The organism is Burkholderia sp. RF7-non_BP4 (assembly GCF_001521935.1).
GTDB lineage: Bacteria > Pseudomonadota > Gammaproteobacteria > Burkholderiales > Burkholderiaceae > Burkholderia > Burkholderia diffusa.
Genome location: NZ_LOTA01000004.1, coordinates 48,796 through 73,952 on the forward strand (window position 1 = coordinate 48,796; position 25,157 = coordinate 73,952).

General features: G+C 67.8%; 20 protein-coding genes. 9 read left to right on the plus strand and 11 right to left on the minus strand.

The genetic code is table 11. The annotated features are described in order from the left end of the window. Positions 1–47 precede the first annotated feature (47 nt). A complete protein-coding gene (locus tag WS49_RS02380) occupies positions 48–2,915 on the minus strand; it encodes a valine--tRNA ligase (RefSeq protein WP_059524130.1) in 2,868 nt (955 codons plus the stop codon). Between the two features lie 214 nt (positions 2,916–3,129). On the opposite strand from WS49_RS02380, the gene WS49_RS02385 reads away from it, so the two are divergent. Both WS49_RS02385 and WS49_RS02390 read left to right on the plus strand, forming a co-directional pair. Continuing rightward, complete coding sequence (locus WS49_RS02385; protein ID WP_059524132.1) at positions 3,130–5,493, plus strand: UvrD-helicase domain-containing protein; 2,364 nt, start codon at positions 3,130–3,132, stop codon at positions 5,491–5,493. Then, on the plus strand, positions 5,490–6,287 hold the full coding sequence (locus tag WS49_RS02390) for a 5'-methylthioadenosine/adenosylhomocysteine nucleosidase (protein ID WP_059524134.1): 798 nt from the start codon (positions 5,490–5,492) through the stop codon (positions 6,285–6,287). The genes WS49_RS02385 and WS49_RS02390 overlap by 4 nt, the downstream gene beginning before the upstream one ends. 66 nt (positions 6,288–6,353) lie before the next feature. Here the strand turns inward: WS49_RS02390 and WS49_RS02395 are convergent, their stop codons facing one another. Beyond that, entirely contained in the window at positions 6,354–7,592 is a 1,239-nt protein-coding gene (locus WS49_RS02395) for an MFS transporter (RefSeq protein ID WP_059524136.1), read from the minus strand. Between the two features lie 399 nt (positions 7,593–7,991). Between WS49_RS02395 and WS49_RS02400 the strand changes: the two genes are divergently transcribed. Continuing rightward, the gene (locus tag WS49_RS02400; RefSeq protein WP_059524138.1) at positions 7,992–9,665 is read left to right on the plus strand and encodes a methyl-accepting chemotaxis protein; all 1,674 of its coding nucleotides are present in this window, start codon (positions 7,992–7,994) and stop codon (positions 9,663–9,665) included. A gap of 196 nt (positions 9,666–9,861) precedes the next feature. Beyond that, on the plus strand, positions 9,862–10,890 hold the full coding sequence (locus WS49_RS02405; RefSeq protein ID WP_059524141.1) for an EpsG family protein: 1,029 nt from the start codon (positions 9,862–9,864) through the stop codon (positions 10,888–10,890). A gap of 36 nt (positions 10,891–10,926) precedes the next feature. On the opposite strand, the gene WS49_RS02410 is transcribed toward WS49_RS02405, so the two are convergent. From WS49_RS02410 to WS49_RS02425, 4 genes are read right to left on the minus strand one after another with little or no spacing between them, the layout of a single operon-like run. Then, complete coding sequence (locus WS49_RS02410) at positions 10,927–11,802, minus strand: efflux RND transporter periplasmic adaptor subunit (protein WP_059524143.1); 876 nt, start codon at positions 11,800–11,802, stop codon at positions 10,927–10,929. Positions 11,803–11,814: 12 nt separating this feature from the next. Continuing rightward, positions 11,815–12,018, minus strand: a complete 204-nt coding sequence (locus tag WS49_RS02415) for a DUF1656 domain-containing protein (protein WP_059524144.1) — start codon at positions 12,016–12,018, stop codon at positions 11,815–11,817. After that, the gene (locus tag WS49_RS02420) at positions 12,015–14,216 is read right to left on the minus strand and encodes an FUSC family protein (RefSeq protein ID WP_059524146.1); all 2,202 of its coding nucleotides are present in this window, start codon (positions 14,214–14,216) and stop codon (positions 12,015–12,017) included. The genes WS49_RS02415 and WS49_RS02420 overlap by 4 nt, the downstream gene beginning before the upstream one ends. A gap of 15 nt (positions 14,217–14,231) precedes the next feature. Beyond that, positions 14,232–15,824: an efflux transporter outer membrane subunit gene (locus WS49_RS02425; protein WP_082725456.1), complete on the minus strand. Its 1,593-nt coding sequence runs from the start codon at positions 15,822–15,824 to the stop codon at positions 14,232–14,234. Positions 15,825–15,981: 157 nt separating this feature from the next. Here WS49_RS02425 and WS49_RS02430 point away from each other — a divergent pair, with 157 nt between their 5' ends. Together WS49_RS02430 and WS49_RS35505 are read left to right on the plus strand one after the other, a co-directional pair. Further along, positions 15,982–16,923, plus strand: a complete 942-nt coding sequence (locus WS49_RS02430; protein ID WP_059524150.1) for a LysR family transcriptional regulator — start codon at positions 15,982–15,984, stop codon at positions 16,921–16,923. A 125-nt stretch (positions 16,924–17,048) separates the two neighbouring features. Continuing rightward, positions 17,049–17,207, plus strand: a complete 159-nt coding sequence (locus WS49_RS35505) for a hypothetical protein (RefSeq protein WP_175908214.1) — start codon at positions 17,049–17,051, stop codon at positions 17,205–17,207. A 56-nt stretch (positions 17,208–17,263) separates the two neighbouring features. Here WS49_RS35505 and WS49_RS02435 read toward each other — a convergent pair whose 3' ends face one another. Genes WS49_RS02435 through wrbA form a run of 4 tightly spaced genes read right to left on the minus strand, consistent with a single transcriptional unit; the run spans position 17,264 to position 20,568 of the window. Then, complete coding sequence (locus WS49_RS02435; RefSeq protein WP_059524152.1) at positions 17,264–18,091, minus strand: metallophosphoesterase; 828 nt, start codon at positions 18,089–18,091, stop codon at positions 17,264–17,266. A gap of 25 nt (positions 18,092–18,116) precedes the next feature. Then, complete coding sequence (locus WS49_RS02440; RefSeq protein WP_059524155.1) at positions 18,117–19,538, minus strand: FAD-binding oxidoreductase; 1,422 nt, start codon at positions 19,536–19,538, stop codon at positions 18,117–18,119. A gap of 20 nt (positions 19,539–19,558) precedes the next feature. Further along, complete coding sequence (locus WS49_RS02445) at positions 19,559–19,951, minus strand: DUF2069 domain-containing protein (RefSeq protein WP_059524157.1); 393 nt, start codon at positions 19,949–19,951, stop codon at positions 19,559–19,561. Then, positions 19,948–20,568 (minus strand): NAD(P)H:quinone oxidoreductase, encoded by a 621-nt coding sequence (gene wrbA, locus WS49_RS02450; protein WP_059524158.1) that lies wholly within the window; start codon positions 20,566–20,568, stop codon positions 19,948–19,950. The genes WS49_RS02445 and wrbA overlap by 4 nt, the downstream gene beginning before the upstream one ends. 142 nt (positions 20,569–20,710) lie before the next feature. Between wrbA and WS49_RS02455 the strand changes: the two genes are divergently transcribed. Beyond that, complete coding sequence (locus WS49_RS02455; RefSeq protein WP_059524160.1) at positions 20,711–22,042, plus strand: YihY family inner membrane protein; 1,332 nt, start codon at positions 20,711–20,713, stop codon at positions 22,040–22,042. Between the two features lie 18 nt (positions 22,043–22,060). Here WS49_RS02455 and WS49_RS02460 read toward each other — a convergent pair whose 3' ends face one another. Continuing rightward, positions 22,061–22,378: an Mpo1-like protein gene (locus tag WS49_RS02460; RefSeq protein WP_059524162.1), complete on the minus strand. Its 318-nt coding sequence runs from the start codon at positions 22,376–22,378 to the stop codon at positions 22,061–22,063. Positions 22,379–22,536: 158 nt separating this feature from the next. Between WS49_RS02460 and WS49_RS02465 the strand changes: the two genes are divergently transcribed. Then, a complete protein-coding gene (locus tag WS49_RS02465; protein ID WP_059524164.1) occupies positions 22,537–22,998 on the plus strand; it encodes a CBS domain-containing protein in 462 nt (153 codons plus the stop codon). Positions 22,999–23,137: 139 nt separating this feature from the next. Then, positions 23,138–25,072, plus strand: coding sequence for an MFS transporter (locus WS49_RS02470; RefSeq protein WP_059524166.1), 1,935 nt, complete (start codon positions 23,138–23,140; stop codon positions 25,070–25,072). Positions 25,073–25,157 lie beyond the last annotated feature (85 nt).

Sequence of the window (25,157 nt, forward strand, 5' to 3'; positions counted from 1 at the left end):
TATGTTCACGTTCCGATTATAGTGAACGCAAACGACCTTACCGTTTGTTACGCAGGCAACCGATCGAGCTGAGCGCGCAGTTTTTCCAGCGTGCTCTGGAATTCGGCGACACGCTTCTGCTCCTGTTCGACCACGGCCGGCGGCGCTTTCGCGACGAACGCCTCGTTGCCGAGCTTCGCGTTGCACTTCGCGATTTCGCCCGTCAGGCGCGCGATTTCCTTCGACAGGCGCTCGCGTTCGGCCGCGACGTCGATTTCCACTTTCAGTACCAGCTTGTTCGGGCCCACGATCGCGATCGGCGCGCCGTGCGCGGCCTGGTCGAGCGTCGCTTCGTCGGCCAGGATCTGCACTTCCGACAGGCGGGCGAGGGCCTGGACGTACGGCGCGAACGAGCGCAGGCGCTCGGCGTCGCCGGCCGCGAGCAGCGGCACCTTGGTCGCCGGCGACAGGTTCATCTCGCCGCGCAGGTTGCGGCACGCGTCGACGATCGCCTTCAGGTCTGCCGCCCATTGCTCCGACGCCTCGTCGATCTTCTGCAGGTTCGCGACCGGATACGCCTGCGTCATCAGCGACGCTTCGCCTTCGGCCTTGCCTTGCGGATAACGGCCGGCGAGCGGCGCGACCTTCTGCCAGAGCGCTTCGGTGATGAACGGGATGATCGGGTGCGCGAGGCGCAGCACCGTTTCCAGCACGCGCAGCAGCGTGCGGCGCGTCGCGCGCTGCTGTTCCGGCGTGCCGTTCTGGATCTGCACCTTCGCGAGTTCGAGGTACCAGTCGCAGTACTCGTCCCACACGAACTTGTAGATGCTGGTGGCGATGTTGTCGAAGCGGTAATCGGCGAAGCCCTTCGCGATGTCGGCCTCGGTGCGCTGCAGGAGCGACACGATCCAGCGGTCGGCCGCCGAGAAGTCGAGGTAGCCGCCGGGGCCGCAGTCGCCCGCGCCGCACACTTCCGGCTTGTCGGCGCCGCAGTCGTGGCCTTCGCAGTTCATCAGCACGAAGCGCGTCGCGTTCCACAGCTTGTTGCAGAAGTTGCGATAGCCTTCGCAGCGCGCGAGGTCGAAGTTCACGTTGCGGCCGAGCGTCGCCATCGACGCCATCGTGAAGCGCAGCGCGTCGGTGCCGAACGCGGCGATGCCGTCCGGGAATTCCTTGCGCGTCTTCTTCTCGATGGTGGCGGCCTGCTTCGGGTTCATCAGGCCCGTCGTGCGCTTCGCGACCAGCGTTTCGAGGTCGATGCCGTCGACGATGTCGATCGGGTCGAGCGTGTTGCCCTTGCTCTTCGACATCTTCTGGCCTTCCGCGTCGCGCACGAGGCCGTGCACGTAGACGGTGTGGAACGGCACCTTGCCGGTGAAGTGCGTCGTCATCATCACCATCCGGGCGACCCAGAAGAAGATGATGTCGAAGCCGGTGACGAGCACCGACGACGGCAGGAAGTGCTGCAGTTCAGGCGTGTCGTTCGGCCAGCCGAGCGACGAGAACGGCACGAGCGCCGACGAGAACCACGTGTCGAGCACGTCCTCGTCGCGCTTCAGCGCGCCGGCATAGCCCTTCGCGGCGGCCTGCGCGCGCGCTTCTTCCTCGTTGCGCGCGACGAACACCTCGCCGTTTTCGCCATACCATGCGGGAATCTGGTGCCCCCACCACAGCTGGCGCGAGATGCACCAGTCCTGGATGTTCTCGAGCCATTGATAGTAGGTGGTCGTCCAGTTTTCCGGCACGAACTTGATCTGGCCGTTGCGCACGACGTCAAGCGACGTTTCGGTGATCGACTTGCCCGGGTTGAACGTGCCTTCCGGTGCCGGCTTCGTCATCGCGACGAACCACTGGTCGGTCAGCATCGGCTCGATCACGACGCCGGTGCGGTCGCCGCGCGGCACCATCAGCTTGTGCGGCTTGACGGAGTCGAGGAAACCCTCCGCATCGAGGTCGGCAACGATCGCCTTGCGGGCGTCGAAGCGGTCGAGGCCGCGATACTGCTCGGGGCCGTTGTCGTTGATCTTTGCGTCGAGCGTCAGGATCTCGATCGGCGCGAGGTTGTGGCGCAGGCCGACCTGGTAGTCGTTGAAGTCGTGCGCGGGCGTGACCTTCACGACGCCCGTGCCGAACTCGCGGTCGACGTAGTCGTCGGCGATCACCGGAATCTCGCGGCCCGTCAGCGGCAGCGTGACGAGCTTGCCGATCAGGTGGGCGTAGCGCTCGTCTTCCGGGTGGACCATCAGCGCGACGTCGCCGAGCATCGTTTCCGGGCGCGTGGTCGCGACGGTCAGCGACCCCGAACCGTCGACGAGCGGATAGCGGATGTGCCACAGGTGGCCGTTTTCCTCTTCGCTCGCGACCTCGAGATCCGACACCGCGGTGAGCAGCACCGGATCCCAGTTCACGAGGCGCTTGCCGCGGTAGATCAGGCCCTGTTCGTAGAGCGTGACGAACACGTCGCGCACGGCGGCCGACATCTTGTCGTCCATCGTGAAATATTCGCGCGACCAGTCGGTCGACGCGCCGAGACGGCGCACCTGGCCGGTGATCGTCGAACCGGACTGCTGCTTCCACTCCCACACGCGCTCGACGAACTTCTCGCGGCCGAGGTCATGGCGCGATACGCCCTGTGCGTCGAGCTGGCGCTCGACGACGATCTGGGTCGCGATCCCCGCGTGGTCGGTGCCGGGCACCCACAGCGTGTTCTCGCCGAGCATCCGGTGGTAACGGGCGAGGCCGTCCATGATCGTCTGGTTGAACGCGTGGCCCATGTGCAACGTGCCGGTGACGTTCGGCGGCGGCAGCTGGATCGCGAAATCGGGGCGTGCCGGATCGAATGCCGGTGCGGCATAGCCGCGTTTTTCCCACTCCGGCCCCCATTGGGACTCGATGGTGTGGGGCTCGAAACTCTTCGCAAGCGTGCTGTCGCTCATGGTTGGAAATCTGCCGAAAAATGCGTGAATTGGATGCCGAATCTGACAATTATAAATGGATGCACATCGGCCAGCCATCGCTTGCCCGGGCGGGCAGGTCGCGGGGGCGCCGCAACGCGGGCGACGGCAGGCGTCGGAACGGATCGGAAACGGCATCGCGCGGCCGACTTATAATGGCGGGTCCGCATTTTTCTCGCACGTCCGCTGCCGCTCCATGCCCGATCTGCTCGCCAATCTGAACCCTGAACAATACGCCGCCGTCACGCTGCCGAACGAACCGGCGCTGATCCTCGCGGGGGCGGGCAGCGGCAAGACCCGCGTGCTGATCACGCGCATCGCGTGGCTGATCCAGCAGGGCTACGCGTCGCCGGCCACCGTGCTTGCCGTCACCTTCACGAACAAGGCGGCGCGCGAAATGATGGCGCGGCTGTCGGCGATGATGCCGATCGACACGCGCGGCATGTGGATCGGCACGTTCCACGGGCTGTGCAACCGGATGCTGCGCACGCACTGGCGCGACGCCGGCCTGCCGCAGACCTTCCAGATCCTCGACACGGCCGACCAGTTGTCGGCGATCAAGCGGCTGATGAAGGCGGCGAATGTCGACGACGAAAAATATCCGCCGAAGAACGTCCAGTACTTCATCAACAACGCGAAGGAGCAGGGGCTGCGTCCCGACAAGGTCGACGCGTCCGACAACTTCAACCGCAAGTTCGTCGAGCTCTACCAGGCGTACGACCAGCAGTGCCAGCGCGAGGGTGTCGTCGACTTCCCCGAGCTGCTGCTGCGCTGCTACGAGCTGCTCGCGTACAACGCGCCGCTGCGCGCGCACTACCAGGCGCGCTTCAAGCACATTCTCGTCGACGAGTTCCAGGACACCAACAAGCTGCAGTACGCGTGGCTCAAGATGCTCGCGGGCGGCGAGAACGCGATCTTCGCGGTGGGCGACGACGACCAGTCGATCTATGCGTTCCGCGGTGCGAACGTCGGCAACATGCGCGACTTCGAAGACGAATTCCGCGTGCGCAACCTGATCAAGCTCGAGCAGAACTACCGGTCGCACGGCAACATCCTCGACGCGGCGAACCAGCTGATCTCGAACAACTCGCATCGCCTCGGCAAGAACCTGCGAACCGACGCCGGCCACGGCGAGCCCGTGCGCGTGTACGAGGCGAGCACCGATGCGCAGGAAGCCGGCTGGATCGTCGAGGAGATCCGCTCGCTGATCAACACCGGGATGTCGCGCAGCGAGGTTGCCGTGCTGTATCGCAGCAACGCGCAGTCGCGTGCGATCGAGCACACGCTGATGACGTCGGGCATCCCGTATCGCGTGTATGGCGGTCTGCGCTTCTTCGAGCGCCAGGAAGTGAAGCACGCGCTCGCGTACCTGCGCCTGATCGACAACCCGAACGACGACACCGCGTTCGTGCGCGTCGTGAATTTCCCGACGCGCGGGATCGGCGCGCGCTCGATCGAGCAGCTCGCGGACGCCGCGCGCCTGTACGACTGCTCGATGGCCGCGGCGATTCCGTACGTCACCGGCAAGGCCGGCACGAGCCTCGGCGCGTTCGCGAACCTCGTCGCGAAGATGCGCGCGGAGACGCAGCAGATGAGCCTGCCGGAGACGGTCGAATACGTCGTGCGCGCGAGTGGCCTCGCCGATTTCTACCAGGGCGAGCGCGAAGGCCAGGACCGCCTCGAGAACTTGCAGGAACTCGTGAATGCGGCCACCGCGTTCGTCAGCGAGGAAGGTTACGGGCTCGATGCGCCGGCCCGCTCGATTCCGCTGCGCGCGGGCGCGATTGCGGCGCCGGAGCTCGGCGTGGACGCGGACGATCCGACGGTCGACGTGCTCGATCCGGCGCCGCTCGGCGACCCCGCGCAGAATCCCGACACGATGACGCCGCTCGCGGGCTTCCTGTCGCACGCGTCGCTGGAAGCCGGCGACAACCAGGCGCAGGCCGGCCAGGACGCGGTGCAACTGATGACGGTGCACGCGGCGAAGGGTCTCGAATTCTCGGCCGTGTTCATCACCGGCCTCGAGGAAGGGCTGTTCCCGCACGAGAACAGCGTGCTCGAATCGGACGGCCTCGAGGAAGAGCGGCGGCTGATGTACGTCGCGATCACGCGCGCGAAGGAGCGGCTCTACCTGTCGTTCGCGCAAAGCCGGATGCTGCACGGCCAGACGCGCTACAACGTGCGCTCGCGCTTTTTCGACGAATTGCCGGAGCACGTGCTGAAGTGGCTCACGCCGAAGGTCGAGGCGGGCTCGCGCTGGGGCGGCCGCTCGGACAACGCTGGCTGGGGGCGCGACTGGTTCGCGCGGCCGGGCGGCGGCAGTCGCGAACAGGTCGTCGACGCGGCGGTCTCCGCGCCGCTGCCGGCGTTCGCGGACAAGCAGCGCGCGGCCGACACCGGCTTCCGCATCGGCCAGCAGGTATTCCATACCAAGTTCGGCGAGGGGACGGTCACCGCGCTCGAAGGCAACGGCGCCGATGCGAAGGCGCAAGTGAAGTTCAAACGGCACGGCGAGAAGTGGCTCGCGCTGGCGGTCGCGAAACTGCAGGCGGTGGAATGATGGGCATCGACATGGCTGAAACGGTTTCGACGCGCCCGCTCGGCATTCTGGCCGCGCTGCCCGAGGAACTCGGCGACCTGATCGCCGCGATGCGTGCCGAAGGCGCGATGAAGACCATCACGCTCGGCCGCCGCGATTATCACGTCGGCACCGTGCACGGGGCGGCCTGCGTCGTCACGCTCGCGCGGGTCGGCAAGGTGGCGGCCGCCGCGACGGTCAGCGCGCTGATTCACGTGTTCGGCGTGTCCGGCATCGTCTTCACCGGCGTCGCCGGCGGCGTGTCGCGCACGGTGCGCGTCGGCGACGTCGTCGTCGCCGATCTGCTGCTGCAGCACGATCTCGATGCGTCGCCGCTGTTTCCGCGCTACGAGGTGCCGCTGCTCGGCATCACGCGGTTCGCGACCGATGCGGCGCTGACGGCTCGTCTGAAGGCCGCATGCACGCTGTTCGTCGCCGAGGAGGGCGCGCGGTTCGCCGAGCGTTTCGGGCTGGCGGGTGCGACGTTGCACGGCGGGCTGATCATCAGCGGCGACCGCTTCGTGTCGAGCGAGCGGGAAGTCGTCGCGCTGCGCGACGCGCTGCCGGACGCGCTCGCGGTCGAGATGGAAGGCGCGGCGATCGCGCAGGTCTGCGCCGAGCACGACGTGCCGTTCGCCATCGTGCGCACGATCTCCGATACGGCCGACGATCATGCGACGCAGTCGTTCTCGCACTTCCTGTCGGCGATCGCGAGCAACTATTCGTCCGGCATCCTCAAGCGTTTCCTGACGCTGCATGCGACGACGGCGGCCTGAAGCCGCCGTCGTACTTTCCCTTCGAACCGGTCGACCGGCCGCGGCACACATGCCGCCGCCGGTTCGTCACGCCTTCTTGCGCCGGCTGCTTTCGAGGTTCGGCAGGAACACCGTCAGCACGCCGATCAGCGGCAGGAACGAGCACACCTTGTAGACGAACGTGATGCTCGTCGCATCCGCGAGCTGGCCGAGCACGGCGGCACCCACGCCGCCCAGCCCGAACGCGAAGCCGAAGAACAGGCCCGCGACCATTCCGACCTTGCCGGGCATCAGCTCCGTCGCGTAGACGAGTATCGCGGCGAACGCCGACGCCAGCACGACGCCGATGATCACGCTCAGCACGCTCGTCCAGAACAGGTTCGCGTACGGCAGCAGCAGCGTGAACGGCGCGACACCGAGGATCGACACCCAGATCACGTACTTGCGGCCGATCCGGTCGCCGACCGGCCCGCCGATCAGCGTGCCGGCCGCGACTGCCGCGAGAAACACGAACAGGTGAATCTGCGCGGCCTGCACCGACAGGTGGAACTTGTCGATCAGGTAGAACGTGAAATAGCTGTTGATGCTCGCGAGGTAGAAGTATTTCGAGAAGACCAGCAGCACCAGCACGCCGATCGCGGCGAGCACGCGGCCCTGCGACAACGTCGGATGGCCGGCCGCCGCGGCCTTTTTCTTCATCGACGGATGCTTCTTGTACCAATGGCCGATCTGCGTGAGGACGACCATCGCGACGAGCGCGGCCGCCGAGAACCACGCGATGCTGTGCTGGCCGTGCGGAATGATCACCAGCGCGGCGAGCAGCGGCCCGAGTGCCGAGCCGGCGTTGCCGCCGACCTGGAACAGCGACTGCGCGAGCCCGTGCTGGCCGCCCGATGCCATCCGCGCGACGCGCGACGATTCCGGATGGAACACCGACGAGCCGCAGCCGACCAGCGCCGCGGCCGCCAGCAGCGTCGGGAAGTTCTGCGCGGCCGACATCAGCAGCAGCCCCGCGAGGGTGAAGCCCATCCCGACCGGCAGCGAATACGGCTTCGGCCGCTTGTCCGTGTACAGGCCGACGAGCGGCTGCAGCAGCGACGCGGTGATCTGGTAGGTCAGCGTGATCAGGCCGATCTGCGCGAACGACAGCGCGAACTGGCTCTTGAGCATTGGATAGATCGCGAGGATCAACGACTGGATCATGTCGTTGAGCATGTGCGAGAAGCTGATCGCGCCGAGCACGGGGTAGACGGTACGCGGAGCGGGTGGGGCAGACGGCTGGGCTGCGGCTGTCGCGCCGGCGCCCGTATCGAGGCTGGTTTCCATGTGAGCTGAGCGAGTTGAGGTGGCGGGACGCGCTCTGATGGGGATCGGCGCGTTCGAATCGTTGTTGCGTCAAAGAAGTCTAATGTGGCGTATCGAGAATGTCAGGCCAACTTTTGTCGCGATTCGGACATTGTTGTGACGATTCGCCCATGACGCCGCTTTTTGGCCAGGTATAACGCAGCGGCGCGTCTGCCTTTCGTGGCGGTCGCGCGGGACGGATCGGTGTTTGCCCGGACTCAAGGCGCGCCGATGGCGGCCGTAGAAGGACCAATGACATCACAGTGCGGCACCGGCCACGAGCCGGGCGAGCGCAGGGCGCGCGGCATGGCGGGCCAGCGCGGGAATGCCGGCCGCCGGAACCGACCTTTCCGGCGGCATGATCAATACGGGGATATATCGATGAAAGCAGCTTCATTGCATCCGCGGCCGGTTGCGGCCGCCGCCGCATCCGACGCAGCCGCCCGGCCCGCCGCACGGCGTGCGCGCGCAGCCCGGCGCGAATCCCGGCCGTGGACGGTCAAGGCGACGTTGCGCGCCGCGTTCGCGGTCCTGCTGGCCGGCACGCTCGCGATCGGCGTGTTTTCGCTGTGGCAGATCAGCCGGCTGAACGCGTCGATTGCGTCGGTCTACGAGCAGGGGCACGTCGCGAGCCGGGCGGCGGAGGAGGTGCGCGCCGAGGTGCTGCGCGCGAGCCGCGCGCAGAAGATGCTGCTGACCGCCACCACCGCGAAGGAGCGCGACGACCTGGGCGCCGAGGTCGGCGCGGGGCTCGCGTCGATCGGCCAGGCACTCGCGACGCTGCAGCGCTACGCGGATCCGGCCGATGCGGACGATTCCGCGCGACTGCGCGCATTCTCGATGGCGGTCGGCACGTGGAGCGGCCATCTGCGCGATTTCGTCGCGCTCGTGCAGGCGCAGCCGCTCGACCTGTCGCAGATGAACTGGCAGGTCGGCACGCAGGACGTGTCGCTGCTGGTCGAGACCGGCAAGCTCGAGAAGCTCGTCGCGATGCTCGTGAAGACGCGCGGCGCGAAGTCGAAGGCGACGCTCGATGCGTCCGCAACGATCTTCTCGTCGTCGTTCGCGATGATCGCGGCGATGACGGCTGCGCTGATCGTGCTGGCGATCGCGATTGCCGAAGGGGTCGTGCGCCGCCTCGCGTCGCAGCTCGGCGGCGAGCCCGCGGAGGCGAAGGCGATCGCCGCCGACATCGCGCGCGGCGACCTCGCACGGCCCATATCGCTCGGCCGGCACGACCGCGACAGCATGGTGCGTGCGCTGTCCGACATGCAGACCGGGCTCGCGGCGACCGTCGGCGAGATCGCCGTCAGCGCCGAGGCGATCGCGGCCGCGTCCGGCGAGATCTCGACCGGCAACCTCGACCTGTCGCGCCGCACCGAGCAGCAGGCCGTCGCGCTCGAGCGCACCGCGGCCAGCATGGAGGAACTCACGTCGACGGTGCGGCAGAACGCCGAGAACGCGCGGCAGGCGAGCGCGCTCGCGGCCAATGCGTCGGCCGTCGCGGAGGCGGGCGGCGAAGTCGTCGGACGCGTGGTCGCGACGATGAGCGAGATCGACGACAGCGCGAAGAACATTCGCGACATCATCGGCACGATCGAGGGGATCGCGTTCCAGACCAACATTCTCGCGTTGAACGCCGCGGTCGAGGCGGCGCGCGCGGGTGAGCAGGGACGCGGTTTTTCGGTGGTCGCGGGCGAGGTGCGGCAGCTCGCGCAGCGCGCGGCGACCGCGGCGAAGGAGATCCGTGGGCTGATCGGCGCGTCGGTCGAGCGCGTCGCGAACGGCGCGGCGCTCGCGCACGATGCGGGCCGCACGATGAACGACGTGGTGCGGGCGGTCAAGCGCGTGACCGACATCATCGGCGAGATCTCCGCGGCGTCGGACGAGCAGAGCGCGGGGATCGACGAGATCGGCCGCGCCGTCACGCAGATGGATGCCGGCACGCAGCAGAACGCGGCGCTCGTCGAACAGGCAGCCGCCGCAGCGAACGCGCTGGACGAGCAGGCGCAGGCGCTCAAGTCGCTGGTCGGACGCTTTCGCATCGCGGCCTGAACGTCGCATCGTTCCGCTCCGTCGCGGGCCGGCCGCCCGCGACGCGCAGGCTGGCGCGCTGCTGTCGATCGGTGACAAACCCGGCAGTCGGCCCGCGCGCAATCCCTTACAATGCGCCTCCACATAGCGGGGGGCCAGAACCCGCGGCGCGTGCGCACCGTCTCCGGTGCGACCGCACGCCGAGCGGGTCACAACAATGACGATGACGATTTACCTGACGGGATACCTGTGGATGCTCGCGTCCGCGGCGATCGGCATGCGCACGCGCGTGGCCGCGTGGCGATGGCTCGCGGCGGGCATCGCGCCGGCCGCCGCGTTCGCCGTGCTGCGGGGCCGGACGGGCACCGACACGGCGATCTATCTCGACATCATTACCGGCATCTGGAGCGGCAACCTGAAGGTCGTGCCGCGCACGCTCGAACCGGGTTTCGTCTGGCTCGTGCGCGCGCTCGCGTGGCTCGGGCACGATCCGCACATCGCGATGGCGATCCTGTCGCTGCTGGTCGTCGTCGCGTGCGTCGCCGCGTTCGGCCGGAGCGCCGAGGACGCATGCGTGTTCGCCACGCTGATCTTTCCGCTGTTCTTCTACGACATGGCGATGAGCGGCGTGCGCTACGGCGTCGCGTTCTGTGTCGCGAAGCTCGCATCGGACGCATGGGCGCGCAGGCGGCACGGCGCGTCGTTCGCGTTCGCGGCCGCGGCGGCCGCCATGCACGTGTCGGCGGCGCTGCTTGTCGTGCTGCTGCAGGTCGGGCGGTTGCGCATGCTGCGCTATGCGGGGCTGGCGGTCGCGATCGGCGGCGTGCTGTTCGCGATGCATCACGACGCGCTGCTTGCGAAGGTCGGCCTGTATGCGGCGTTCACGCCGCCCGCGCAGATGTCGGGCGGCGCGCCGCTCGTGCTTGCGTTGCTGACGCTCGCTGCCGGCTGGGTGCTGCTGGCGCGCATGCCGCGCACGCTCGTGTTTTTGTTCGTCTGCGAGATCGCGAGCTTCGCGCTCGCGCGGATCAGCTATGCGGGGCTGCGTTTCCAGTGGCTCGTGCTGTTCGCGATGGGCTGTCAGTTCGTGCCGCTGCAGCACGTGCCGGGGATCCGGCGCCGGCACGTGATCGTCGCGCTGGTCGTGATCGGCGCCGTGGGCTTCGCGATGCGACTGCGCAACATGCTCGGCGAATACGGGCTCGGCCCGTCGCCGTTCCTGCCTTACCGGTTCTTCTGGGAATGACGCGGTCGGGCGGGGCGCCGCCCGGTCAGCGTTTCATCACGACTTTTTCTGCTTGTCCGGATCGATGATGACCGTGCAGGTCGTGCCCGCCGACAGCACCACGTCGGCCGGCACTTCGTCGATGCGGATGCGCACCGGCACGCGCTGCGCGAGGCGCACCCAGTTGAAGGTCGGGTTCACGTCCGCGACGAGGTCGCGGCTTTGCGGGTTGTCGCGATCGTAGATGCCGCGCGAGATGCTCTCGACGTGGCCCTTCATCACGCCGCCGCTCATCAGCCGCATCTCGGCCGGTGCGCCGACCTTCACGCGCGGCAGCTTGGTTTCCTCGAAGTAGCCGTAGACCCAGAACGAATGGCTGTCGACGATCGCGAGCTTCGCCTGGCCGGCCACCGCGTAGTTGCCTTTGAACGTCTGCAGGTTCGTGATGTAGCCGTCGACCGGCGCGACCACGCGCGTGCGTTCGAGATTGAGCTTCGCGGCGTCGAGCGCGGCGATCGCCTGCTGGTACTGCGCGTCGGCGCTCGATGCGCTGTGCGCGGCGTTCTCGCGGTTTTCCTTCGACACGACGAGCGCGTCGAGGTCGGCACGGCGGGCCGCGTCGTCGCGACGCATCTGCAGTTCCGCGCGGCGGGCGGCGACGGCCGCCTGCGCCTGCTCGACCGCGATCTGGTAGTGCGACGGGTCGATCTGCATGATCAGGTCGCCCTTTTTCACGAGCTGGTTGTCATGCACGAGCAGTTCGACGATCGCGCCCGACACGTCCGGCGCGACGTTGACGATCTCGGCACGGACGCGCCCGTCGCGCGTCCAGGGATCGTCCATGTAGTGCACCCACAGCGAGCGCCCGATCAGGATCGCGACGAGAAGGATGACGGCGGTCGCGACGAAGCCGAAGAGTTTTCTGAGAATCATGATGGTTCGGAATCAACGGTAAGCGGCAAGACTCAGTCCGCCGCAAATGCAGACGAGAAGGCACGCGCGGAACAGCGACGGGTGCCAGACGAGACGGTAGAGGCCCGTGTAGGCGAGCAGGCGATCGACGGCCCAGGTCGCCAGCGCGCCCAGGACGAACATCAGGACCACCGTGGGCATGTAGGCATCGAGAATGGCGATTTCACGCGGCATCATGACGAGGCTCCTTGTTGGGGACGCACGGGGCGGTTGCGGTTGAGCGGCTCGAGCGGCGATTCCGGATCGAGCAGCGCCGTGCGTACGAAATGCAGATGACTCAGGATGCGTTGCAGCCGATGGCGCTCCTCGCGCGACGGCGTGACCGCATCGAGCGTCTGCCGGGTCGCGTCGATCGCGGCGTTGACCGCGTCGAGCGTCGCGTCGAAGCGCGCCGCGTCCGGCTGGCGGAACAGCGCGGACAGCGCGGTGCGCATCGTCTCGATCGCGCGTCGCCACGGCGTCGTCGGCGCATAGCGCGGGTCGGACGGCAGCGTCGCCAGCTCGGTGCGCAGATCGAGCGCCGCGTTGCCCGTCTCCAGCACCGCGAACATCCAGCGCAGCGCGTCGCGCTGCACATCGGGCTGGTCGGCCGACAGCGTGTGCGCCTGGTACATCAGGTCGCGCGCGCCGCTCTCGAAGCGCGTGCGCAGTCCGGCCAGCCGTGCGTGGCACGCGGCGACCACCTGATGGCGCAGGTCGGCGAACAGCCGCTTCTTGAGCCACGGCGCGGTCGGCGGAAACAGCACCGCGAACGCGATCGCCGAGACGAGCATCGACAGCACCAGCGCGAGCGCATCGTTCATGAAGCTCATCGGGTCGTAGTGCGTGATGTTGTCGGGGCCGGCGAGGAAGCTGAAGAAGATCAGGTAGCCCATGCCGTAGCCCGCGAGCTTCGGCTTCATCGTCATGAAGATGCCGATCGCGAGCAGCGGCGCGAGGGCCGCGCACAGCAGCGGGAAGCCGTCGATGTGCGGGTAGATGCCGAACGTCAGCAGGAAGCCCGTGCAGACGGCCAGCGCGGTCCCCATGCCCATCTGCGCGGACATCGCGGTCGGCCGCGGTGTCGACGACGCGAGCGCGCAGGTGGCCGCGGCCGTCAGCGTCATCGTGACGCCGCTCGGCCACGCGGTCTCGATCCAGAACCAGCCGAGCACGAGGATCACGGTCGCGGTGCGAATCGCCGCGATCACCATCGCCGTCACGTTGGTGCGCGGCTCGTAGCGCTCGATCCAGCGTTCGCGCTCGTGCGTCGCGGTCGACAGCGACGCATAGGTCGCCGCGTATTCGTGCAGGTCCGTGATGAAGCGGTACAGCAGCTCGGTGGCCGTGTCGAAGTCGAGCAGCGGAAAATCCGGCTGCGTCTCGAGCGCGGCGCGCGTCGCGCGGATGCGGCGCGGCAGCGCGTCGCGCCACGCGAGCAGCTGTTCGGCCGCGAGCGCGGCGTCGGCCGACGAGCGCACCGGTTCGCCATTGCGCGTCAGAAGCGGCGCGATCTCGCGAAAGTACGGCTCGATCGCATCGATCGCGGCCTGCGCGCCGGCTGCGCGCAGCCGGTTCATCAACTGATGCAGCGCGTGAAAGCGGCTCGATACGCTCATGAACTCGCTGTTCAGACGCGCGAGGCGGCCGCTGCGCATCCGCGTGTCCGGATCCTCGAACACGGCCATGCTGCGCGCCGCTTCGAAGCCGACCACGTCCGCGACGAAGCGCGTATGGATGGTTTCGATGTGCGCGCGGTCGAGCTGGCCCGACAGCGCCGCCGCGACGTAGTCGACGAAGCTGCTGAAGCGCTTGCGCACCGTCGTGCGCATCTGCTCGCCGGTGTACTGCGGAAACACCAGCGCGCTGACGACGCCTGCCGACACGATCCCGACCATGATCTCGGCGACCCGCGTCATCGCGCTCATGAACGCGCCGTCCGGGTGTTGCGATGCCGGCAGGCCGATCAGCGCGGTCGTGTAACCGGCGAGCAGGAAGCCGTAGCTGCGGAAGTTGCGGTTGCGCGCGGCGCCGGCCGTGCACAGCGCGACCCACAGCGCGACGGCCAGCAGGAACAGCTGCGGCTGCTGCGGGAACAGCCCGACGAACGTGAGCGTCGCGATCAGCCCGAAGATCGTGCCGGCGACCCGGTAGAAGCTCTTCGCGAGCACCGCGCCGCTTTGCGGCTGCATCACGATGAACACCGTGGTCATCGCCGTCTTCGGCGCCGGCAGGTCGAGCCGCATCGACACGCCGGTCGCGATGAACGCGGCAAGCAGTGCCTTGAACAGATAGAGCCACGCGGCGCCGTCGCTGCGGGCCCAGTCGCCGAACGCGGCGGACCAGGCCGCGAGCGGGCCGGCGGCATGTGTGGAAGCGGGGGAGGAGGCGGACATGACGGTCGCTCCGCGTTACCGTGCGGCCGGCGTGGCGGTCGCGCCGGCGGTTGCGACCCGCGCGGGCCGGGCGGCGGCCGCGACGGGCTTCGCACCCGATGCGGCGGCCGGCGCGGCGGCGCTCGCGGCGGATTCGTCGTGCGGCGGATGGCCGGCCTGAACGTCCGTTTCCGGCTCGACGCCGCCGCCGAGCGCGGCCATCAGCTGCGCGTGCGCGGCGAGGCGCTCCGCATCGATGCGGGCCGCCGTCTCCTGCGCGCGCAGCAGCTGCTGTTGCGCGACCAGCACGTTCACGTAATCGGTCAGCCCGCGGCGGAAGCCTTCGCGCGACAGCTGGTAGCTGCGGTCGTTGGCGGCCACCGAGCGCGCGGCGTCCTTCTTCTGCGTATCGAGCGAGCGGATCCGCACGACCTGGTCGGCGATGTCCTTGAGCGCGCCGACGACCGTCTGGTTGTAGCGCTCGACCGCCTGGTCGTAGCCGGCGTCGGCCGCGCCGAGTTGCGCGCGCAGGCGGCCGCCTTCGAAGATCGGCAGCGACAGCGCCGGGCCGGCCGTCCAGCCGCCGTTCATCGCGCGCAGGAAGTCGGTGAACGGCGCGGTCACGCCGAAGCCGCCGACCGTCGCGAGCAGATCGATATTGGGGTAGAACGCGGCTTTCGCGACATCGATGCCCCGTGCCTGCGCGTCGACCGTCCAGCGGGCCGCGACGACGTCCGGGCGGCGGCCGAGCAGGTCGGCCGGCATCGCGGACGGCAAGCCGGCCGGCGCGTCGAGCGACAGGCTCGGCCGCTTGATCGCATCGCCGGCGCCCGGGCCCTTGCCCGCGAGTGCGGCGAGCTGGTGGTGCGCGAGCTGGATCGCTTCTTCATAGCTGTCGATCTGGCGCTCGTAGTCGGGCATCGTCGATTCGGCCTGGCTGACTTCGAGCTGCGTGCCGAGGCCGGCCTGCAGGCGCTTGCGCGCGAGATCGGCCAGCGAGCGCTGGCGTTCGAACGTTTCGTGCGCGAGATCGAGCAGCGCGTAGTTCATCGACATGCCGACATACGCGCGCACGACGTTGACCTCGAGCTCGAGCTTCGCCGCCCGTGCGTCGGCCGCCGTCGCATGCGCGGTGTCGAGCGCGCGCTCGGTCGCGTTCTTGTCCTTGCCCCACAGGTCGAGGTGGTACGACAGGCCGAGCGTGCCGGTGTTGTTCCACGTGTCGGTGTCGGCGAGCGGTCCGGGCCCGTAGTACACGTTGTCGGGCCAGTGCTGGCGCATCAGCGACAGGTTGCCGTTGATCTGCGGCAGTTCCGCCGAACGGGCCACGCGCGCCATCGCCTGCGCTTCGCGCACGCGGGCCTCGGCGGCCGCGAGGGTGGGGTTGCCGGCCTGCGCGGCGGCGATCCACGCGTCGAGTTGCGGGTCGCGGTACGCGCGCCACCAGTCGGACGCGGGCCAGCCCGCGTCGTGGTCCGCCGCGCGGATGGCGGCACCGGCATCGAGTGTGTTCGCTTCGATGCGCGCGGACTGCGGCTTGTTGTCGCCCATGCTCGCGCATCCGGCCATTATTAATGAGACTGCAAGAACCGCCAGTGCCAGCGTCCCTTTTGTTGCCGGAGACCGCACGATTTTCTCCCTTTCGGATATAGATGAGTCGGATGCGATTATATTTTTCAGTGATTCCTGAATAAATGGACAAGGGTGCAAGTCATTTTTACGAATCCTGAGATAATATTTGTTCGCCCCTGTGCAACAATCCCTCCGGATTCAAACGGGTAATGGGATGGATACGTTACAAAACATGCGGGTATTCGTCCGTGTGGTCGACGCGGGAAGCTTTACCGCGGCCGCCCAGCAGATGAATTCGACTACCGCCTATGCATCGCGCGCCGTGTCGGATCTCGAGGCGCACCTCCGCACGCGCCTCCTGAACCGGACGACACGCCGGATCGCGCTGACCGAGGCAGGCGAGCGCTACCTGCAGCGCTGCGAGCAAATCCTCGCGTACGTCGACCAGGCCGAAGCCGAAGCGGGCGACGCGCACGCGCGCCCGTCGGGCAAGCTGAAGGTCCATTGCTTCACGAGCCTCGGGCAGCACTATCTGGTGCCGGCCATCGCGCGCTATCGGCAGCGCTATCCGGACGTGCACGTCGAACTGACGCTCGCGCAGCGGATGCCCGACCTGCTCGACGAGGGGTACGACGTCGCGATCGTCGTCGGCCGCGACCTGCCCGATTCGGGGCTGGTGTCGCAGCGGCTCGGCGAGAGCTACAGCGTCGTGTGCGCGTCGCCGGGCTATGTCGACACGCACGGCGTGCCGCGGACGCCCGCGGATCTCGAGCACCACGTCTGTCTCGGGATGGTCGCGCCGGGCTTTCACTTCGACGAGTGGTCGCTGTCGGGGCCGCACGGCGACGAGGTGATTCCGATCACGGCGCCGCCGTTCCGCGTGAACGTCGCCGAGGCGCTCGCGGTGGCCGTGCGGGAAGGAATGGGGATCGGCGGGTTGCCGCTCTATTCGGCGATCGGCGGGCTGCGCAGCGGACACATCGTGCGCGTGATGCCCGAATACCGGTCGCACGTGATGAACATCTACGCGCTGTATCCGTCGCGCCAGTATCTCGACGCGAAAATCCGCACCTGGGTCGATTTTCTGCGCGATGAGTTGCCGGCCACGCTCGAAGCCGACGAAGCCGCGCTCGCGCAGTTCACGGCTGCGACATGAGCGCGCGGTCGAGCCCGATCTGACGAGATTTATCCTTCGCGCAACATTTTTTTACCCTCGGACGGCGGACAGTTTGATACTGTTCAAATCAGAGAGATTTGGATCTGCCCATACCCGGAGTCGCAATGGATACGCAACTGATGATCGGCCTTGGAGTTCTGCTTGGTGCGGCTGCCGCCGCCGCGGCGACGCGCGATCTGCTGCGCGCGATGAAGGCACGGATGAAGCCGGCGCCGGTGCGGGTACGCCCGTCGGCGAACGGATCGCGCCGCGCCGATCGCTGATCGGGCGGCCTTTCGGATCGGGAAGGGCCGCATCGCGCGGCCGGATGGCCCGGCGTTCAGCCGAGCTCGACCACTCTGTCCCATGCAAACGCGGGATTTTCCAGTTCGCCGGTGCGCCGGTGGATATAGCCGCGCGGGTTGCACACCACGCGCGTGCCGCTGTCGGTCACGTAATCGAATGAAGTATGCGTGTGGCCGTGGATCCACAGGTCCACGGGCGGCCGCACGAGTTCCGCCATGTCCGTGACGAATCCCGCCGACGCCAGGTCTTCCGCGTAACGCTCGGCGAGCGAGCGCAGGTGCGGCGCATGATGCGTGACGACGATCGTGCGGCCGTCGAACGGCGTCGCGAGCCGTGCTTCCAGCCATGCGCGGCCTTGCCGGTGCAGCGCGATCGCGTCGGCCGGCGTGAAATCCCGCTCCGGCGCCTCCGCCGCATGCAATGCCGCATCGTGCGGCCACGTCACCTGGATCAAACCCTTGAAATCGAGCATCACACGCATGCCGGCGTCGATCGCGCGTGCGATGCTCGCCTCATCGGCGCCGAACAGCGAGAAATCGGACCACAGCGTTGTCCCCAGCACGCGAAAGCGCTGCGCCGGATCGACGTACACGCCGTTGTTCAGGTAATGCACGTTGTCGATCGCCTGCGCGGCGTCGCGCATCGCGGTTTCGAGCGCGCCGAATTCCCCGTCGTAGTACTCGTGGTTGCCCGGCACGTAGATCACCGGCACGTCGGGGGCGAACGTTTCGGCGGCCCAGCGCAGGCCTTCCGCGTGATTGTGGATGTCGCCGGCCAGCACGACGAGATCCGCGTCGGCGTGCGGGATCGTGTCGGGCTGGTTGCTTTCGAGATGCAGGTCGGACAGGACGCGAACTCTCATGGACATCGCTCCGGGGTGGGGGGCTTCAGCGCAGGACCTTGCCGGGATTCATCAGCCCGCGCGGGTCGAGCGCGGTCTTCAGCGTGCGCATGAGCGCCGTTTCGACCGGCGACTTGTAGCGCTGGGCGTCGTCGATCTTCAACTGGCCGATCCCGTGCTCCGCGCTGATCGTGCCGTGGTGACGGTGCACGTTGTCATAGACGATGCGATTGATCGGTTTCTGGAATTCCGCGAGGAACGCCTTCGGGTCGCCGCCTTCGGGCGTCTGCACGTTGTAGTGCAGGTTGCCGTCGCCGAGGTGGCCGAACGTGACCATCCGCGCGCCGGGCGCGGCCTGCTGGATCGCCGCGTCGGTTTCGTCGATGAAGCGCGCGATCGACGAAATCGGCACTGCGATGTCGTGCTTGATGTTCAGTCCCTCGTCGGCCTGCGCGAGCGGGATGTGTTCGCGCAGGTCCCAGAATGCGCGCGACTGCGCGAGATTTTCCGCGACCACCGCGTCGACCACGAGCCCGGCCTCGAATGCTTCTTCCATCAGTTTTTCGAACAGCGCGCGCGCATGCGTTTCGCTCTCGTTGTCCGACAGTTCGAGCAGCACCGTCTGCGCATGCGTGCGGTCGAACGGATAGCGCAGTTGCGGATAGTGCTTGCCGACGAGCTGCATGCAGAAATCGGACATCAGCTCGAAGCCGGTCAGCAGCGGGCCGGCCGCGCGCTGCGCGAGCGCGAGGAAGTCGAGCGCCGCGTGCGGCGACTCGAGCGCGGCCAGCGCGGTGACCTGCGCGGCCGGCAGCGGATGTAGCTTCATCACCGCGGCCGTGATGATGCCGAGCGTGCCCTCGGCGCCGATGAACAGGTCGCGCAGGTCGTAGCCCGTGTTGTCCTTGCGCAGGCCGCGCAGGCCGTTCCAGATCTCGCCCTGCGCCGTCACGACCTCGAGCCCGAGGCACAGCTCGCGCGCGTTGCCGTAGCGCAGCACCGCGGTGCCGCCCGCGTTGGTCGACAGGTTGCCGCCGATCGTGCAGCTGCCTTCGGCGGCGAGGCTCAGCGCGAACAGCCGGCCGCCTTCGCGGGCGCGTGCCTGCACGTCGGCGAGGATCACGCCGGCTTCGACCGTGATCGTGTTGTTGTGCGGATCGAGCGCGCGCACGCGGTTCAGGCGCGCGAGGCTCAGCACGGCCTGGTCGCCGCTCGCGTCAGGCGTCGCACCGCCGGCGAGGCCCGTGTTGCCGCCCTGCGGCACGAGCGCGACGCCATGCGTGTTCGCGAGCCGGACGAGCGCGGCGACTTCGGCCGTATCGGCCGGTTTGAGCACCGCGCATGCGCTGCCTTTGTAGCGGCGGCGCCAGTCGGTCAGGAACGGCTCGGTATCGTGCGGATCGGTCAGCACGTAGGTGGCGCCGATCGCGTCGCGGCAGGCGGATACGAAGGCTTCGGAAGAAATCATCACGTTCGGTCGCGTAAGGGTCAGGACGCGGCGCGCTGCCGCTTCGCCGCGCGCTTGAACGGCGCGACGTACGCAAGCGCTGCCACGAAGAAGCCGACGGCGAGGGCGGTCTCGCACCAGCCGAGCGTCGCGGACAACCCGCGGTCGGACATGCCGCGCACGATGCCTTCGGCGAAATAGACGAGGATCAGCATGCTCGCCCACTGCATCGTATAGATGTTACGCCGCCACACGCCGGGCAGCGCGAGCGCGAGCGGCACGGCCTTGAGCATCAGCGCCGAGCCGCCAGGGCGCAGCGGCGCGAGCCACAGTTCCCACGCGAGCGACAGCGCGATCAGCGCGACGAGGCACGTGGCCGCGGCCAGCGCGTAGCGCGGCCGGGCGGCGACGGCGGGGCGGGCGGGCAGGTTCATGCGGCTTCGGAGGCCTGGGCGGCGGACAGGGCCGCCGCGGCGCGGGCGAGCCGCACGCCGAGCGCGGCCGCGAGCGCCTTTTCGTCGGCCGACAGCCCGTCGGTCGCGCTGCGATCGTGCTGCGACACGTGCGATGCGCCGTAAGGCGTGCCGCCGGTGCGCGTCGTGCTGAGCGCGGATTCCGTGTACGGGATCCCGACGATCATCATCCCGTGATGCAGCAGCGGCAGCATCATCGACAGCAGCGTCGATTCCTGGCCGCCGTGCAGGCTGCCGGTCGACGTGAACACGCAGGCCGGCTTGCCGGTCAGCGCGCCCGACAGCCATTGCGGGGTCGTGCCGTCGAGGAAATACTTGAGCGAGGCCGCCATGTTGCCGAAGCGGGTCGGCGAGCCGAGCGCGAGGCCCGCGCATTCCTCGAGGTCGCGGAGTTCCGCGTAGGGCGGGCCGTCGTCGGGGATGTCGGGGGCGGTGGCCTCGCAGACCGTCGAGACGGGCGGCACCGTACGGATGCGGGCCTGCATGCCGGGCACGCTATCGATGCCGTTCGCGATCGCGAGCGCGAGATCGCGTGTGGCGCCGTGACGGCTGTAATAGAGGACGAGAATGTCTTTCATGGGCGACGGAGCCGCGTGCGGCCGCGCGCATGCCCGGTGCAGTCGGCCCCTGCTGGATCGAGCGGCTATTATAGGGGCTGAAGTCGTCGCGCAGCGCGGCGGCGGCGCGCCATCGCGCGCGCCATCGAGAAGGAGAAGCCGTTTGCCGAAGTTGAGCGTCGATCTCGACACCCTCAAGCGCCTCGCGCAGTTCGCGGCCCGGCGCAGCGCCGAGGATCGCATCCCGCAAGTGGCGGGCAGCCTCACGTTCACGACGATGCTGGCACTCGTGCCGCTCGTGACGGTCGCGTTCGCGCTGTTCACCGCGTTCCCGATGTTCGCATCGTTCCAGATCTCGCTGCAGGGGTTCCTCGCGGATCACCTGATGCCCGCGCAGTTCAACGTCCAGATCTTCAAGTACCTGAACCAGTTCGCGTCGAAGGCCAAGGGGCTGACGACGGCCGGCCTGATCGCGCTCGTCGTCACGTCGGTGATGACGATGATGACGATCGAGTCCGCGTTCAACCTGATCTGGCGGGTGCGCAAGCCGCGGCCGTTCGCGCAGCGCGTGCTCGCGTACTGGGCGCTGATCACGCTTGGGCCCTTGCTGTTCGGCGTGAGCCTGTCGATCTCGTCGTACCTGTTTACGCAGTCGCTGGCGTTCACCGGCGCCGCGCCGTCCACGTCGATCGTCGAATGGCTGCTCGCATTCGTGTCGCTGCCGCTGACCGTGCTCGCGTTCACGTTGCTGTACGTGTACTTGCCGAACTGCACGGTCGCATGGCGCGACGCGGTGATCGGCGGGCTGTTCGCGGCCATCGCGTTCGAGCTCGCGAAGCGCGGCTTCGGTTATTACGTGCGGCGCATTCCGACTTATACGGCCGTATATGGCGCGTTCGCGGCGCTGCCGGTGTTCCTGTTGTGGGTGTACCTGAGCTGGTTCATCGCGCTGCTCGGCGCGATGGTGGCGTCCGCACTGCCGGCGATTCGCGTCGGCCAGTTCCATCGCATCCACTATCCGGGCAGCGACCTGCTCGACGCGCTCGAACTGCTGGCGAGGCTGGCCGAGGCGCGCGCGGTCGGCAAGGCGGGCTATACGGCGATGCGGCTCGCGACCATGTTGCGCTGCGACATGGAAACCGCGCAGCGGCTGCTGCTGACGATGGAGGAGCGGGAATGGATCGCGCGGCTGGAAAGCGGCGAACTCGCGCCGAGCTACATCCTGCTGGCGAATCCGGAGCACCTGACGCTGGCTCAGCTGTTCGACGTGCTGGTGATCGACCGCACGGAGCTGACCTACCAGCTCCAGCGCCGCCGCAGCCACGTCGAAGGGGCGGCATTGCTCGATGTGCTGTCGAACGACCGGTTCGACGTATCGCTTGCGTCGCTGATCGCCGAGCACCGGCTCACCGGCGTGCCGCCGGCTGAGACCGTGCCGGGGCCTGTGCCCGGCGGGGCGCCCGACCCGCACGCGCGGCCGCCGAAAACGGCGTGACGCGCCGCCGGGCGGGCGTTACAGCGGGATCTTCCCGGTGCAGATGTCCTTGAACATCACCCAGTCGCCCATCAGGCTGTAGATCGGGTGCCGGAACGTGGCGGGGCGGTTCTTCTCGAAGAAGAAGTGTCCGACCCACGCGAATCCGTAGCCGCATACGACCGCCGCCGGCAGCCATGGCCAGTGGCCCGTCGCGATCGCCATTGCGACGCAGCCGATCACGCCGAGCGAGCCGATGAAGTGCAGCCGCCGCGACGTGAGGTTCTGATGTTCGTTCAGGTAATACGGGTAGAAGTCAGCGAAGCTGGCGAATTGGTCCGTATGCGTATGCGCCATGGCCGTCTCCTCGGGCCGCTGTCGATGGAGTCATTGTGCGGCGGGCGGCTCGCGTCCGCAAGCGGGGGCGGCCGCGCCGCGCGGGCCCGCGCTTTCCTTTTGACAGGCTTTCCGATAGGATCGAAAGCGGATTTGCATTCAAGCATGAGGGGACTACGATGCGCGTCAGCGATATTCTGAAAGTGAAGGGCAACACGCTGTTTACGGTGACGCCCGATAAGCCGCTGCGCGAAGCGGTCGATACGATGGCCGAACACGATATCGGTTCGCTCGTCGTGATGGAGTACGGCGATCTCGTCGGGATGCTGACGTTCCGCGAGATCATCCTGCGTCTCCACGTGAACGGCGGTGCGATCGGCGACGTGCAGGTGCGCAAGGTGATGGACGAGCCGCTCACGTGCACGCCGGAAACCGACGTCAACGAAGTGCGCCGGATGATGCTCGAGCGCCACGCGCGCTACATGCCGGTGCTCGACAAGAAGGTGCTGATGGGCGTCATCTCGTTCTACGACGTCGCGAAGACGGTCGTCGAGGCGCAAAGCTTCGAGAACCGGATGCTGAAGGCATACATCCGCGACTGGCCGGAATCCGAATCGGAAGCCGAAGCGCAGAAGCCGTGAAACATGTCGCGCCCGGTGCCATGACGCGCGGGCGCTGCCACTCGGCGCACGGCGGCGCAGGTTCAGCCTGCGCCGCCGTTTTTTCGACAACAACACAAGGCCCGCGCAGCTTCGCCCAGACGATGCGCGCGTATTCCGCATGAGCGATCACACGCAAGTCTCTTCCGCGTCGCGCGGCGAACGGCGCGCCCACGCGTCGCAGTTCGACCTGTTGCGCCAGCGCCGTTTCGCGCCGTTCTTCACGACCCAGTTCCTCGGGGCGCTGAACGACAACGTGTTCAAGATCGGATTCACCTCGCTCGTCACCTATCACACCGCGCGTTTCTCCGGCGTCGACGCGAAGACGGCCGCGTTCCTGATTTCCGCGATCTTCATTCTGCCGTTCGTGCTGTTTTCGGCCACCTCCGGCCAGATCGCCGACAAATACGACAAGGCGACGCTCACGCGCTTCGTGAAGACCTTCGAGATCGTGCTGATGCTGGTCGGCGCGGCCGGCTTCGTCACGCACAGCGCGACGCTGCTGTATTTGTGCACGTTCATGATGGGGATGCACTCGACGCTGTTCGGCCCCGTCAAGTATTCGTATCTGCCGCAGCATCTCGGCGACCACGAACTGGTCGGCGGCAACGGCCTCGTCGAGATGGGCACGTTCATCGCGATCCTGATCGGCACGATCATCGGCGGTGCGGCCGCGGGCATCGAAGGCAACGGTGAACGTGTGCTGGCCGTCAGCGTCGTCGTCATCGCGCTCGCGGGACGGCTCGTCGCGCAGCGCGTGCCGCCGACGCCGGCGCCGCAGCCCGATCTCGTGATCAACTGGAACCCGTTCAGCGAGACGTGGCGCAACCTCGGGCTCGCGCGACAGAATCGCACCGTGTTCCTGAGCCTGCTCGGCATCTCGTGGCTGTGGTTCGTCGGCGCGACGTTCCTCACGTCGTTCTTCAATTTCGCGAAGGACGTGCTGTCCGCGAGCCCCGACGTCGTCACGGTCCTGCTCGCGACGTTCTCGGTCGGGATCGGCCTCGGCTCGCTGCTGTGCGAGCGGCTGTCGCAGCGGCGCGTCGAGATCGGCCTCGTGCCGCTAGGCTCGATCGGCATCAGCGTGTTCGCGATCGAGTTGTATTTCGCGAGCCGCGCGCTGCCGTCGCCCGGGCATCTGCTGTCGGTCGGGGAATTCCTGGCCGGCGCGCGTCACTGGCGCATCCTGGCCGACCTGTTCCTGCTCGCGATGTTCGGCGGCTTCTACAGCGTGCCGCTGTATGCGCTGATCCAGAGTCGCAGCGCGCCGACCCATCGTGCGCGGATCATCGCCGCGAACAACATCCTGAACGCGCTGTTCATGATCCTGTCGGCCCTGATGGCGATGGGGCTGACCAAGGCCGGCGTCGACATCCCGGGCCTGTTCCTCGTCACCGCGCTGCTGAACGTCGTGGTCGCGACGTACATCTACCTGCTCGTTCCGGAGTTCCTGCTGCGCTTCGTCGCGTGGGTGCTGGTGCACACGTTCTACCGGATTCGCCTCGTGCATGCGGAGCGGATCCCGGAAGACGGCGCGGCCGTGCTCGTATGCAACCACGTGAGCTACGTCGATGCGCTCGTGCTGGCGGCCGCGAGCCCGCGGCCGATCCGGTTCGTGATGGATCACCGGATCTTCAAGACGCGCTTCGCGAGCTGGGTGTTCCGGCATGCAAAGGCGATTCCGATCGCGCCGCGCCACGAGGATCCCGACATGCTGGCACGTGCGTACGACGCGTGCGAGGCCGCGCTGAAGGATGGAGAACTCGTGTGCATCTTCCCGGAAGGCAAGCTGACCAAGACGGGCGACATCAACACGTTCCACCACGGCATCACCGAAATCCTGAGCCGTACGCCGGCGCCCGTGATTCCGATGGCGTTGCGCGGGCTGTGGGGCAGCTATTTCTCTCGTCATACCGATGCGCGCATGCCGCGACCCATCAAGCGCGGCGTGATGAGCCGGCTGACGCTCGCGGTCGGCGAGCCGATCCCGGCCTCGGTTGCGACGCCCGAGGCGTTGCAAGCCGCGGTGACCGAGTTGCGCGGCGCGCGAAAGTGAGCAGGGGCGGGTCGGGGCGGCATCGCGCCGGGCCGCCCGCGCGGCCGGCCCGTGTGGTCTGAACGGTTCACACGGCCCGCGGGCA

What these genes read in the sequence shown, in the direction of transcription:
- WS49_RS02380 (WP_059524130.1), bottom strand. Translation starts at nt 2,915, where the DNA reads ATGAGCGACAGCACGCTTGCGAAGAGTTTCGAGCCCCACACCATCGAG.
- WS49_RS02385 (WP_059524132.1), top strand. Translation starts at nt 3,130, where the DNA reads ATGCCCGATCTGCTCGCCAATCTGAACCCTGAACAATACGCCGCCGTC.
- WS49_RS02390 (WP_059524134.1), top strand. Translation starts at nt 5,490, where the DNA reads ATGATGGGCATCGACATGGCTGAAACGGTTTCGACGCGCCCGCTCGGC.
- WS49_RS02395 (WP_059524136.1), bottom strand. Translation starts at nt 7,592, where the DNA reads ATGGAAACCAGCCTCGATACGGGCGCCGGCGCGACAGCCGCAGCCCAG.
- WS49_RS02400 (WP_059524138.1), top strand. Translation starts at nt 7,992, where the DNA reads ATGAAAGCAGCTTCATTGCATCCGCGGCCGGTTGCGGCCGCCGCCGCA.
- WS49_RS02405 (WP_059524141.1), top strand. Translation starts at nt 9,862, where the DNA reads ATGACGATGACGATTTACCTGACGGGATACCTGTGGATGCTCGCGTCC.
- WS49_RS02410 (WP_059524143.1), bottom strand. Translation starts at nt 11,802, where the DNA reads ATGATTCTCAGAAAACTCTTCGGCTTCGTCGCGACCGCCGTCATCCTT.
- WS49_RS02415 (WP_059524144.1), bottom strand. Translation starts at nt 12,018, where the DNA reads ATGATGCCGCGTGAAATCGCCATTCTCGATGCCTACATGCCCACGGTG.
- WS49_RS02420 (WP_059524146.1), bottom strand. Translation starts at nt 14,216, where the DNA reads ATGTCCGCCTCCTCCCCCGCTTCCACACATGCCGCCGGCCCGCTCGCG.
- WS49_RS02430 (WP_059524150.1), top strand. Translation starts at nt 15,982, where the DNA reads ATGGATACGTTACAAAACATGCGGGTATTCGTCCGTGTGGTCGACGCG.
- WS49_RS35505 (WP_175908214.1), top strand. Translation starts at nt 17,049, where the DNA reads ATGGATACGCAACTGATGATCGGCCTTGGAGTTCTGCTTGGTGCGGCT.
- WS49_RS02435 (WP_059524152.1), bottom strand. Translation starts at nt 18,091, where the DNA reads ATGAGAGTTCGCGTCCTGTCCGACCTGCATCTCGAAAGCAACCAGCCC.
- WS49_RS02440 (WP_059524155.1), bottom strand. Translation starts at nt 19,538, where the DNA reads ATGATTTCTTCCGAAGCCTTCGTATCCGCCTGCCGCGACGCGATCGGC.
- WS49_RS02445 (WP_059524157.1), bottom strand. Translation starts at nt 19,951, where the DNA reads ATGAACCTGCCCGCCCGCCCCGCCGTCGCCGCCCGGCCGCGCTACGCG.
- wrbA (WP_059524158.1), bottom strand. Translation starts at nt 20,568, where the DNA reads ATGAAAGACATTCTCGTCCTCTATTACAGCCGTCACGGCGCCACACGC.
- WS49_RS02460 (WP_059524162.1), bottom strand. Translation starts at nt 22,378, where the DNA reads ATGGCGCATACGCATACGGACCAATTCGCCAGCTTCGCTGACTTCTAC.
- WS49_RS02465 (WP_059524164.1), top strand. Translation starts at nt 22,537, where the DNA reads ATGCGCGTCAGCGATATTCTGAAAGTGAAGGGCAACACGCTGTTTACG.
- WS49_RS02470 (WP_059524166.1), top strand. Translation starts at nt 23,138, where the DNA reads ATGAGCGATCACACGCAAGTCTCTTCCGCGTCGCGCGGCGAACGGCGC.